Genomic DNA, 12,279 nt, shown 5'->3' on the forward strand with positions numbered 1-12,279 from the left:
TGTCCCGGGTTACTCCTGCCAGCCTGCCTGGTTGGGGAAGGCATCGCGATCGGCCTGGGTGGCGCTCTCGTTGCATTCCCCGCGGATCTTCCAGGAAGTCTGGCTGAGGACGATATAGCCGCTTCGGCAATACTTGCGCGTGGCCAGCATCTGGGTGAGCTGCTCGTCCTGCAGGGCTTCCCGGCGTTCCAGCAGGCTCTTGTCGCGGCGGCTCAGCCGGTTGTCATCTCCCTCCTGCAACCGGGTTGGCAGGACGTCGAGAGGGGCGGCCTCGAAGGTGAAGCGCTTGCTCCCGTCGTCGCTGATATGGGTGTGGAACAGGGGGGCCGGGCCATCGGGTGCCGCCCCCGGCAATCCGGAGCAGGCGGTGAGCGCCGGTAACAGCAGCGTGAGGGCAACGGCAGAGAGTAGACGCACACAAGACTCCAATCGGGTGTTCACATCAGGACGGGCAGCTTAACACGCCCGCTCGGGTTGAATGGTGGCCAGCAGCTCATCCGTCGTGAGCAGGGTCACGCTTCTGCCTTGAGGCAGGCTCAGATGCCGCCACATGAAGTGGTGGTGCTGGATGATCTGCTCCGCACTCAGGTGCGGCCTGTCCGCCGTGGTATGGGCGTCGGTCACCGCAAAGGCGTCAAAGCCCCTGGCGGCGGCGCTGCGCAACGTGGTATCGACGCAAAAGTCGGTGGCACAGCCGCAGATGAGCAGTCTGTCTACCGACTGCTCTGCCAGCAGGAAGCCGAGCTCGGTGTCGAGGAAGCTGTCACAGGCGGTCTTGCGCACCCGGCTGTCGTGGGGAGACGGGGCCAGATCGGCGTGCAGTTGCCAGCCCGCACTGCCAGGTTCCAGCTCGGAACCCGGTTCGTCGTGTTGCACATAGATGACCCGTCCGTGTTGGCCCCGCACGCGATCGGCCAGACGATTGATGTTGGCGATGACCTGGGCATCCTGATGGCGGGGGTTATCGAACAACCCCTGTTGCATGTCGATGACGAGTAACACATCCATATGAAATCCTTGGGCTATTTTGAGGGTTGCAACCATTGGCTGCAGTCACGGCTTCGGGATTGATGCAGTGCGCCCATATCTTGCTTCATTTCCTTTGCATTTAGCCAGCGTTCCGGCAGGGGAGCGATGTGGACCCTGACATCGGCGTCTCTCCCGGGTGCTGTCTCGTCACCGGTTTGCGGCACGATGAGTGCCACCTTGAGTGCCGGATTGCGGCTGGCGATGCGACTGGCGATCCCGAGCCCCCCTTCCACGTGGAAGTTGCCGGCGATATGCATGATGCGCCTGCCGGGATGCTTGCCCAGATAATCCACCATGCTTTCGGCCATGGTGTCGTCCCAGCTGGTCTGGGCGGCGAAGCGACGGGCGTTGCCGTCCGCATCCCCATGGTGCATGGAGGCCATGAACTTCTGGCGGTAGCCGTCATCCCCCAGAGTCAGCTCGCGGGCAAGCTGGCTGCGGCGATTGGCCGGCAGTTTGTCGAGCCAGGCCGGTCCCTCCTGACCGACGCAGCTCACCAGAGGTTTGGGGGCATTGGCGGCGATCACTGGCAGGTGCTGCGCCTTGGCGAACTCCACCAGAGGGCGGTAATCACTCTGGTAGTTGGGCCAGGCATGGCCATCTCGAATGAGGGCCGATTCGCCGATGCGTCCGGCCAGGTAGGCATCCAGCACCGGCTGATCGGCGCGGCTGAACTGCTCCATGGAAAGTACCAGGGCCCGGCCATCTGCCTGCGACGTCTCGTCAAGCCCCGCCAGCAGACGGGCCTGCAACAGATGGATGGCCGGGTGAGTGTGAAGTTCCCCCACCAGCACGATGTCGGCATCCGCCACCCGGGCCACCGCCTGCTCGAAGGTCAACGCCTGCCCCTGGGCCGTATCGAGCCGTGCGTCATAGAGGGTCTCGGGTGGGGTGTTCTGCGGCGTGGTGGCACAGGCGACCAGCAGCAGGGGCAGGGCGAGCAGGGGGAGTCGTCGGATCATGGTTACTCACTCAAGAAACAGGGGATGGGAAAAGGCTGCACCATGGGATGGCGGCATGGCGAGCGAAAAAGTGGCGCCAGTGTAAGGGGGAATGACGATAAAGTGAAATGAGAATGATTCACTTTATTATTGATCTTTGTCTCTGGCGGGGTAATATGCCTTCCGCTTGATAATAATTCTCAATAAGGACTTTGCAGTGGCGCACAACAACACCCCCTCCCTGATAGCCCTCGCCGTGGCGGCCGGGCTGATCTCCCCCGCTTTCGCCGCAGACAAGAAAGCCGATGAAGTCATGGTCGTCAGCGGCTCACGGATGGAACAGAAGCTGGAAGATGTTTCCGGTCCCATCGCTGTCATTACCTCGGAGCAGATTGAAGAGCAGGTCGTCAGCAACGTCGCCGATCTGTTCCGCTATGAGCCCGGGGTGAGCGTGCAGGGAGGCGCAGGAGATGCCCAGACCTTCACCATTCGCGGCATGAGCGAAAACCGGGTCAAGGTGGTGCAGGACGGTGTGCGCCAAAACGATGCCTACAAGAATGGCGGCGTGGGTCAGACCTACTTCGACACCGACATGATCAAGCAGGTGGAAGTGGCCAAAGGGCCGGCCTCTGCTGCTTACGGTTCCGATGCTCTGGGAGGCGTCATTGCCATCACCACCAAGGATGCTGGCGACTTCCTCAAGGGCCGCGACAGCTATCTGGATGCGACCACGGGTTATGCCTCCAGCAGCCACCAGAGAATGGCCGGCATCACGGGGGCGCTGCGCACCGGGGAAGTCGAGAACCTGCTGCGCTACACCTGGCGCGATGGCGGTGTCACCCAGAATTATGACGGCGACAAGAACGAGTTCGACATCGTCAGCCAGGCCGTGCTGTTCAAGAGCAAGTGGAATCTCTCCGATGATCAGTTCCTGAAACTGACGGTGGATTACTTCACCGAGGGGCAGGATCCGGATGCCATCGATCTGACCAAGGCGGGCTCCGTCTTCAACCAGCCCATTACCGACAAGGAGACCGACAACCTCTCCCTGGTACTGGATCATGGCCTCGCCCTGAACGCCCCCTGGGCGGATCGCGTGGACAGCAAGATCTACTACAGCCGCGCCAAGCAGACCCTGGATCAGTACGCTTCGTCCAAGTATCCGGTCATGCCGGGCAACCCCTATGTGACCAAGAACTCCCTGGATCACAACGGTTTCGAGCAGGAGAGCCTGGGCGCCCAGGTGAAGTTCAACAAGGCGCTCGCCAGCCAGCGTCTGGCCTGGGGCCTGGAATACGAGCATACCGACAACGAGCGCACCCGCTTCAAGGGGCCGACCGTTCCGGGTGACTTCGTTGGCTACAACGAGCTGAGCTTCCCCTCCACCACCAGCGAGCGCAGTGCGCTCTGGGCCTTTGACGAGATCAAGTTCGGCGAGCGCTGGGTGCTGACCCCGGGCGTGCGTTACGACTACTACAAGATGACCCCGGATGAGGATCCCGCCTACACGGGCGAGAACATGAAGAAGATCTCCGAAGGGGAGTTCTCTCCCAAGCTGGGGCTGGTGTTCAAGGCGCATGAGGCGGCGAACCTGTTCGCCCAGTACAGCCACGGCTTCAAGGTGCCCATGTATGACAACGCCTTCTCCACCCTGAACCACCAGGCGTATGGCTATCGCATCGAGCCCAACCCGAACCTCAAGCCAGAGAGCAGCGACGGCATCGATCTGGGGGTGCGCGGCAGCCGTGGCGGGTTCAGCTATGAAGTGGCCACCTTCTACAACAAGTTCGACGACTTCATCGAGCTGACGGCCGTGGGCACCGAAGGCCGTACCGCCCTCTATCAGTACCAGAACCTGGACAAGGCGACCACCAAGGGGGCCGAGGCCAAGGCGGACTACTGGTTGAACGAGCTGGTCAACGTCTGGGGCAACCTGGCCTACATCGAGGGCAAGGATGGCGAGGGCAACTACATCAACAGCCTGAGCCCCCTGAACGGCAGCGTCGGGGTGCGTCTGGAGCAGCCGAACTGGAACATCAACACCGCATTGCGCTTTGCCGACGACATGGACAAGGTGGGCAAGGATGCGCGAGGCAACGACAACATCAAGAGCGCAGGCTGGGGCGTGGTGGATCTCTATGCCCAGTTCAAGCCGGTGCAGGACCTGCAGCTCAACGTGGGGGTGTTCAACCTGTTTGACAAGGAGTACGTGAGCTACGAAAGCATCACCGGCCTTGCCGCCACCGCGGATACCAGCAAGCAGACCGAGCCTGGCCGCAACCTCAGTGCACGGGTCAAGTACGTGTTCTGATGGTCGTCGACCAGCATGAAGGAAAAGGGGCCCTCGGGCCCCTTTTGTCATGAAGGTCGGCGTCTGCAAAAAAGAAACCCGCCAGGGGCGGGTGGAAGGATTGCAACACTCATCAGGAAGCGGTGTTACCCAATAGACAGGGGGATGTGACAAAGGTTCAACTTTATTGATATTTATCGTTTTTATCTGTCATGCCGCCTGGGGATCCCCGTCCCGAAATCGGTTATCATTTGTGCCCCTTGTCATGCAGCCCGAGCCTCTATGCCCGCGTTCTCCTGGTTAGCCCTGTTTTTTGGTGCCTTCTACTTCGTTTATGGCGCCTATCTGCCGTTCTGGTCGCTTTGGCTGGAAGGCATCGGGGTGAGTACTGAACAGATAGGGCTGTTGCTGGGGGTGGGCATGGCCATCCGCTTTGCCGGCAACCTGATGGTGATGGGGCGAGTCAAGGGGGCCGGCCAGTTGCTGCCCGTCACCCGGCTGCTCTGTCTGCTGAGTCTGCTGGCCTTCCTCGGTTTCTATCTGGGCCACAGCCTCTGGTGGTTGGTGGTGCTGACCCTGGCGGCCAACTTCATCTACCCGACCCTGATGCCCATGGGAGAGGCGCTTGCCACCCGCATGGTGGTTCAGACCCACCTGGACTACGGCAAGGTGCGGCTGTGCGGCTCCTTTGCCTTTATCGTCGCCTCCACCCTGGTGGGGGCCCTAGTGGGCAACTTTGGCAGCGACTGGGTGCTGCACACCATGGTGGCCGGGCTGCTGATCATGCTGGGGCTCAGCCTGCTGCCGCTGCGACCCGCCCCCCGGGAGCTGCAAGGGGAGCGGGCCAAGGCCTCGCTGCTCGTCACGCTCAGGTCGGCCCCGGTGCGCCGCTTCCTGCTCATCACCGCCCTGCTGCAGGGGAGCCACGCGGCCTACTACGGTTTCAGCGCCATCTACTGGAAAAGCGCCGGCTACAGCGGCACCCTGATCGGGTATCTCTGGGCTCTGGGAGTGGTGGCGGAGATCGCCATGTTCGCCGCGGACAAGCGCTTCCTCCAGCGCTTTGGCGCCCAGACCCTGTTTCTGGTGGGGGCCCTTGGCTGCGTGGTGCGCTGGGTGCTGCTCGGCAGTTCTACCGATCTGGCGGTGCTGGTGCTCGGCCAGCTGCTGCACGGGGTCACCTTCTGCGTCAGTCACCTCGGCGCCATCCGCTTCATGACCCGCCAGTTGCCCACGGAGCAGCAGATCCCCACCCAGGCGCTCTATGCGGCCCTGGGCCTTGGCATGACGGTGGCGGCCCTGATGGCGATCTGCGGCGTGCTGTTCGAGCCGCTGGGGGGCGGCATCTTCTTTATCATGGTGCTGGTAGTGCTGCCGGTCTTCGTGTTGCGGCTGCGTGAAGAGAGCCCTGAACAGGGCCGATGACACAGGTCTGCCGGTCTCTGGCGCGGCAGACCTCCGACTTATCTGGAAAAGGGAAGTAGAGAGATGCACCAAGGATGGCTGCTGATCGGGTTGTCGCTCGCCTATCTGGGCTTGCTGTTCCTCATCGCCTATGTGGCGGACAAGAACAAGCGCCGTCGCCCCAAGGGGCAGCCTCTGCTCTACAGCCTGTCGCTGGCGGTCTATTGCACCTCCTGGACCTTCTTCGGCACCGTGGGCCAGGCCAGCGAATCCCCCTGGTCGCCGGTGCCCATCTACCTGGGCCCCATGCTGGTGTTCCTGTTTGGCTGGCGCCTGCTGGCCCGCCTCATCCTGGTGGCCAAGCGCGAGCACATCACCTCCATCGCCGATTTCATTGCCGCTCGTTATGGCAAGTCCCAGCGCCTGGCCATGGTGATCAGCCTCATCGCCGTCATGGGGATACTTCCCTACCTGGTGCTGCAGCTCAAGGCGATCGTCACCGGGCTCGATCTGCTGATGGCCAACAGCACGGGGGTCAGCCCCACCAGCAACATGGCGGAGCTGGCACTGGGGGTCACCCTGCTGCTGGCCCTGTTCAGCATTCTGTTCGGCACCCGCAACCTGGATGCCACCGAGCACCACAGGGGCATGGTGGTGGCCATCGCCTTCGAGTCCGTGGTCAAGCTGCTCGCCTTCATGGCGGTGGGGGGCTTTGCGCTCTGGCTCATCATCGCCAGACCGAGCGAGGCGCGTACCCTGGTGGCGGGCGACTTCCTGGATGCGGTGGTGGCGGTGACGCCGGGCAGTCTGCTGGAGCTCGCCATCTACACCCTGATCGCCATGTGTGCCGTCATCTGCCTGCCGCGCCAGTTTCACGTGACCGTGGTGGAGAACAACCAGGGGCAGGATCTGCACTGGGCCCGCTGGATCTTCCCCCTCTATCTCTTCCTGATGGGGCTCTTCATCTGGCCGCTGGCGCTGGCAGGCAAGCAGTGGGTCGGGGCAGACATGGCCTCGGACACCTATGTGATAAGCCTCCCTATGTCCCTCGGATTCGACGGCATGGCGATGCTCGCATTTCTCGGCGGCACCTCGGCGGCCACCGGCATGGTGATCGTCTGCACCATCGCCCTGGCCATCATGGTGAGCAACGATCTGGTGTTGCCGGTCCTGCTGCGCCGGGTCTGGCAACAGGGGCGGGACGAGCGCCTGATGCGGTTGCTGCTGCAGGTGCGTCGGGGTGCCATCTTGCTGATTTTGCTGGCGGCCTGGGCGCTCTATCTCTGGCTCGGGGATCTCACCAGTCTGTCGCGCATCGGCTATCTCTCGTTTGGGGCCGTGGCCCAGTTCGCGCCAGCCCTGCTGCTCGGCCTGTACTGGCGTCATGGCAATCGCAAGGGCGTCTATCTCGGGCTCGCCCTCGGGGTCAGCCTCTGGTTCGTGACCCTGCTGGCGGAGAGCGGACTGCTGGCAGGCTCCCCTCTCGAAGCCCTGCTGGCGCCCCCAGACTGGCCGGCGGTGCGGGATCTGAGCCTGGGGGCCTGGTGCCTCTTCCTGAGTCTTCTGCTCAACCTGGTCGGCTATGTGGCGGGCTCCCTGCTGTCTCGGGCGGCGGTGAGCGAGCGGCTGCAGGCCGCCAACTTCGTCGGCAAGACGAGCCGGGACACTTCGGCGCTCTATCATGCGCGGGTCTCGGTGAAGGAGCTGGAGATGCTGGCGGCCCGCTTCGTCGGTTCCAGCCGCGTCAAGCGGGCCTTCGGTCGCTTCGCCGGCGAGCGGGGAGGCACCCTGGCGCCCCAGATGCAGGCCTCGGCGGAGCTCATCGCCCACACGGAGCGACTGCTGGCCGGGGTATTCGGTACCTCGTCCGCCCGCCTGGTGCTGGCCTCTGCCCTGCAGGGACGCAACATGCAGCTCGAGGAGATCGCCACCATTGTGGACGAGGCCTCCGACATGTTCCGCTTCAACCGCGGCCTGTTGCAGGGGGCAATCGAACACATGGGGCAGGGGATCTCCGTGGTGGACAGGGAGCTCAGGCTGGTGGCCTGGAACCGACGCTACATCGAGTTGTTCTCCTATCCCCCCGGTCTCATTCAGGTGGGCCGTTCCATCGAGGAGATCATCCGCTACAACGCCGGACAGGGGTTGTGCGGCCAGGGAGACATCGAAGCCCAGGTGGCGCGGCGGGTTGCCTTCATGAAGCGTGGCAGCCCCCATGTCTCGGCGCGGGAGCGTCCCGATGGCCGGGTCATCGAGATGCAGGGCAACCCCATGCCTGCGGGGGGCTTTGTCATGACCTTCACCGACATCACCCCGTTCAGGGCGGCGGAGCGGGTGCTGCGGGAAGCGAACGAGCACCTGGAGGCGCGGGTGGCCGAGCGCACCCACGAGCTCTCCGAACTCAACCGCCAACTGCTGCTGGTAAACCAGCAGGTGGAGAGGGCAAATCAGTCCAAGAGCCGGTTCCTTGCGGCGGTGAGCCACGACCTGACCCAGCCGCTGAACGCGGCCAAGCTCTTTACCTCCTCCTTGCTGGAGATGCTGCCCCCGGAGGACGAACCGGCCCGCATCGCTCGCCACATCGACGACGCCCTGGGGGCGACCGAGGATCTCATCACGGATCTGCTGGACATCTCGCGCCTCGAGGCGGGCAAGTTCAAGGCGAAGAAGCTCGATTTCGCCCTGAGCGATGTGCTGGACAATCTCAAGGCGGAATTCGGTGTGCTGGCCCAGGCCGGTGGGATCCAGTTCTCCGTGGTGGAGAGCCGCCTTGCGGTCTACAGCGATGTGCGCTTGCTGCGGCGAGTGTTGCAGAACTTCCTCACCAACGCATTTCGCTACAACCCCGGCGGTCGGGTGCTGCTCGGCTGTCGCCGCATGGGGGAGAAGGTGCGCATCGAGGTATGGGACAACGGCCCCGGCATCCCGGAGGGCAAGCAGGAGGCGATCTTTGACGAGTTTTCCCGCCTCGATCACTCCCGCACCGCCAGGGAGCAGGGGCTTGGCCTCGGGCTCGCCATCGCCCGCGGCATCTCGCTGGTGCTGGGTCATCAGCTCTCCCTGCGCAGCTGGCCCGGAGCGGGGTCCGTCTTTGCCATCACCCTGAACCTCGCGACCCGGCCCGTCATCCCCAGCCAGGTGACGACCCCGGCCCTGCGAGACAGCCAGCTGGAAGGGGTCAGGATCCTCTGCATCGACAACGAGGAGGATATCCTCATCGCCATGGCCTCGCTGCTGGGACGCTGGGGCTGCGAGGTGCGCTGTGCCCAGAGCCTGGAGCAGGCGGAAGAGATCATCGGCGGCGGCTTCCTGCCTGCGCTGGTGCTGTCGGACTATCACCTGGATGACGGCAAGACCGGGTTGCAGGCGCTGCACATGATCAGGCTGGCCCACGGCAACGGTATCGGCGGCATCATCATCAGTGCGGATCGCAAGAGCGAGTTGCAGGCACAGATCCGTGAGCACGGCTTTGGCTACGTGAGCAAACCGGTCAAACCTCTCAAGCTGCGCGCCCTGATGAACAGCCTGCTGATGCCGGTTCAGTGACTGGTCTCACAGAATCGAGCATTGGCTGAGCATTTTCTGGATGCCATCCAGACGTCATGATCGACGATGATGATGCCTATTTCGTCGCCATTTTCCGGATTTGGTGATAATTGAGTCTTGTTGGGTGTCACTTTTGGCAGGTGGCACCCGGGCGACTCTCCTCTATAGTCATTCGGCGATTATTTTTGTCGCAAATCAAGTTGTGCAAAAAGGCAAACCGGATGAAAGTCCGGGACGCAAAGCTTCCGGTCTAAGGGTCTGCGTACCTAGGATAGCGGGGCCACCACAGGTTGTATCGTCCATGGGCCAAGCCATGGTTGCGATGTTGTCTGCGTTACCTGGCAGGTTGCGTTGCCTTTTTCGTTGTTAATTCCAATAACGAAATAAGGAAGTTCAAATATGTTAAGTCCAAAACTTTCCCTGCTGGCGCTTCTGGTCGGGGGGCTTTGCACTACCTCCGCCTTCGCCGCTGCCCCGGGCAAACCCACCATTGGCTCCGGCCCCACCAAGTTTGCCATCGTTGAAGTCAATCAGGCCGCTTCGGCCTACAACCAGTTGGTGACCGTCCACAAGGATGGCGCTCCCGTCAGCGTGACCTGGAACCTCTGGTCCGGTGACGTCGGACAGACCGCCAAGGTACTGCTCGACGGCAAGGAGGTGTGGTCAGGCCCGGCCTCCGCCGCGGGTACCGCCAACTTCAAGGTCACCAAGGGGGGGCGTTACCAGATGCAGGTGGCCCTGTGCAACGCCGATGGCTGCACCCTCTCCGACAAGAAGGAGCTGATGGTCGCCGATACCGACGGCAGCCACCTGGCGCCGCTCAATGCGCCCCTCAAGGAGAACAACAAGCCCTACGCCAACAAGTCCGGCAAGGTGGTGGGGGCCTACTATGTGGAGTGGGGTGTCTATGGTCGCAAGTTCACCGTGGACAAGATCCCGGCCCAGAACCTGACCCATATCCTCTACGGCTTCACCCCCATCTGCGGTGGCAACGGCATCAACGACAGCCTCAAAGAGATCTCCGGCAGCTTCGAGGCGTTGCAGCGCTCCTGTGCGGGCCGCGAAGACTTCAAGGTATCCATCCATGATCCCTGGGCGGCGATCCAGATGTCCCAGGGCAACCTCAGCGCCTGGGATGAGCCCTACAAGGGCAACTTCGGCAACCTGATGGCGCTCAAACAGGCCCACCCGGACCTCAAGATCCTGCCGTCTGTCGGCGGATGGACCCTCTCCGATCCCTTCTATTTCCTGGGTGACAAGACCAAGCGCGATACCTTCGTCGCCTCGGTCAAAGAGTTCCTGCAGACCTGGAAATTCTTCGACGGCGTGGACATCGACTGGGAGTTCCCGGGCGGACAGGGGGCCAACCCCAGCCTGGGCGGCCCGAATGACGGCGCCACCTATGTGGTGCTGATGAAGGAGTTGCGAGCCATGCTCGATGAACTGGAAGCCGAGACCGGCCGCCAGTATGAGCTGACCTCGGCCATCAGCGCCGGCGGTGACAAGATTGCCAAGGTGGATTATCAGGCGGCCCAGCAGTACATGGACCACATCTTCCTGATGAGCTACGACTTCAGCGGCGCCTTCGACCTGACGAATCTGGCCCACCAGACCAACCTCTTTGCCTCCAGCTGGGATCCGGCCACCAAGTACACCACCGACAAGGGCGTCAAGGCGCTGCTGGGTCAGGGGGTGACACCGGGCAAGATAGTGGTGGGGGCGGCCATGTATGGCCGTGGCTGGACCGGAGTGAAGAACTACCAGGCCGGCAACCCCTTCACCGGCACCGCTACCGGACCGGTGAGCGGTACCTGGGAAAATGGCGTAGTGGATTACCGCGACATCGTCAACAACCGCATGGGCGCAGGCTGGGAGCAGGGCTATGACGAGTCGGCCGAGGCCCCCTATGTCTTCAAGGCCAGCAGTGGCGACCTCATCACCTTTGACAACGACCGCTCGGTCAAGGCCAAGGGGCAGTACGTGCTGGCGAACCAGCTCGGCGGTCTGTTCGCCTGGGAAATCGATGCGGACAACGGCGACATCCTCAACGCCATGCACGAGGGGCTGGGCCACGGCGAGGGTACGCTACCGCCGGTCAACAAGCCGCCGGTTGCCAATGCCGGCAGCGATCTGAGTGCCACCGGTCCGGCCGAGGTGACCCTCAACGGCAGCGCCTCCCATGATCCGGAAAACGGGGCGCTGACCTACAGCTGGAAACAGATCTCCGGACCCCAGGCCAGCCTGCTGGATGCCACCCAGGCCAAGGCCCGTGTGGTACTGGATGCCGTCAGCAGCGACATCAATCTGGTGTTCGAGCTGACCGTGACCGACGATCAGGGGCTCTCGGCCAAGGATCAGGTGGTGGTCACCAACAAGGCGCCGCAGCCGAACCTGCCCCCCGTGGTCAGCGTACCGTCCAGTGCGACCGTCGAGGCCGGCAAGCAGGTGAGCATCAAGGCCACCGCTTCCGACCCCAATGGTGATGCCCTGAGCTATCAGTGGACAGTGCCGGCCGGTCTTAGCGCCACCGGTCTGGACAGCGCGACCCTGGTGGTCACGGGCTCGAACGTGACCAGTGACACGGCCTACGATCTGACCCTGGTGGTCACCGACGGGGCGCTGGATGCCACAGCCGTTTCCCGCCTGACCGTCAAGCCGGCCAGTACAGGTGGTGGCTGCGAGGCCAGCGATCCGGATGCGGCCAACCACCCGGCCTGGAGTGCAGGTACCGTCTACAACACCAATGACAAGGTGAGCCACAAGCAACTGGTGTGGCAGGCCAAGTATTGGACCCAGGGCAACGAGCCGAGCCGCACCGCCGATCAGTGGAAACTGGTGAGCCAGGTGCAACTGGGTTGGGATGCCGGAGTGGTCTACAACGGCGGTGATGTCACCAGCCACAACGGCCGCAAGTGGAAGGCCCAGTACTGGACCAAGGGCGATGAGCCCGGCAAGGCCGCCGTCTGGGTCGATCAGGGCGCGGCGAGCTGCAACTGATCTGCCGTGATGACAAATGGGGCCGAGGGCCCCATTTTTGTCTTGCTGCGTGGTCGGGTGTATCTTCCCTGT

At 62.9% G+C, this 12,279-nt stretch carries 7 protein-coding genes and 1 riboswitch; of the genes, 4 read left to right on the top strand and 3 right to left on the bottom strand.

The window, feature by feature from the left end:
- Nucleotides 1-9: 9 nt before the first annotated feature.
- The 3 genes from I6L48_RS08335 to I6L48_RS08345 are packed head-to-tail and all read right to left on the bottom strand — an operon-like array spanning nucleotide 10 to nucleotide 1,991.
- Nucleotides 10-417 (bottom strand): hypothetical protein, encoded by a 408-nt coding sequence (locus tag I6L48_RS08335; protein ID WP_041211184.1) that lies wholly within the window; start codon nucleotides 415-417, stop codon nucleotides 10-12.
- 39 nt (nucleotides 418-456) lie between these two features.
- Complete coding sequence (locus I6L48_RS08340; RefSeq protein ID WP_039040040.1) at nucleotides 457-1,008, bottom strand: cysteine hydrolase family protein; 552 nt, start codon at nucleotides 1,006-1,008, stop codon at nucleotides 457-459.
- Nucleotides 1,009-1,022: 14 nt separating this feature from the next.
- Nucleotides 1,023-1,991 carry a ChaN family lipoprotein gene (locus I6L48_RS08345; RefSeq protein WP_216987942.1) on the bottom strand — a complete coding sequence of 323 codons (969 nt, stop codon included), beginning with the start codon at nucleotides 1,989-1,991 and terminating at the stop codon, nucleotides 1,023-1,025.
- A gap of 196 nt (nucleotides 1,992-2,187) precedes the next feature.
- Here I6L48_RS08345 and I6L48_RS08350 point away from each other — a divergent pair, with 196 nt between their 5' ends.
- From I6L48_RS08350 to I6L48_RS08365, 4 genes are all read left to right on the top strand, one after another.
- Complete coding sequence (locus I6L48_RS08350; protein WP_216987943.1) at nucleotides 2,188-4,281, top strand: TonB-dependent hemoglobin/transferrin/lactoferrin family receptor; 2,094 nt, start codon at nucleotides 2,188-2,190, stop codon at nucleotides 4,279-4,281.
- Nucleotides 4,282-4,542: 261 nt separating this feature from the next.
- On the top strand, nucleotides 4,543-5,685 hold the full coding sequence (locus tag I6L48_RS08355) for a 3-phenylpropionate MFS transporter (protein WP_216987944.1): 1,143 nt from the start codon (nucleotides 4,543-4,545) through the stop codon (nucleotides 5,683-5,685).
- A 63-nt stretch (nucleotides 5,686-5,748) separates the two neighbouring features.
- Nucleotides 5,749-9,210 (top strand): PAS domain-containing hybrid sensor histidine kinase/response regulator, encoded by a 3,462-nt coding sequence (locus tag I6L48_RS08360; protein ID WP_113069752.1) that lies wholly within the window; start codon nucleotides 5,749-5,751, stop codon nucleotides 9,208-9,210.
- Between the two features lie 201 nt (nucleotides 9,211-9,411).
- Nucleotides 9,412-9,498, top strand: a riboswitch (cyclic di-GMP riboswitch).
- A gap of 111 nt (nucleotides 9,499-9,609) precedes the next feature.
- Entirely contained in the window at nucleotides 9,610-12,207 is a 2,598-nt protein-coding gene (locus I6L48_RS08365) for a glycosyl hydrolase family 18 protein (protein ID WP_113069753.1), read from the top strand.
- The last annotated feature ends 72 nt before the right edge of the window (nucleotides 12,208-12,279 follow it).

Source organism: Aeromonas sp. FDAARGOS 1418, assembly GCF_019048585.1.
Taxonomy (GTDB): Bacteria; Pseudomonadota; Gammaproteobacteria; order Enterobacterales; family Aeromonadaceae; genus Aeromonas; species Aeromonas caviae.

Bases quoted from the DNA above. Each gene is read 5' to 3' on its own strand.
- I6L48_RS08360 (WP_113069752.1), top strand. From the start codon at position 5,749: ATGCACCAAGGATGGCTGCTGATCGGGTTGTCGCTCGCCTATCTGGGC.
- I6L48_RS08340 (WP_039040040.1), bottom strand. From the start codon at position 1,008: ATGGATGTGTTACTCGTCATCGACATGCAACAGGGGTTGTTCGATAAC.
- I6L48_RS08365 (WP_113069753.1), top strand. From the start codon at position 9,610: ATGTTAAGTCCAAAACTTTCCCTGCTGGCGCTTCTGGTCGGGGGGCTT.
- I6L48_RS08355 (WP_216987944.1), top strand. From the start codon at position 4,543: ATGCCCGCGTTCTCCTGGTTAGCCCTGTTTTTTGGTGCCTTCTACTTC.
- I6L48_RS08345 (WP_216987942.1), bottom strand. From the start codon at position 1,991: ATGATCCGACGACTCCCCCTGCTCGCCCTGCCCCTGCTGCTGGTCGCC.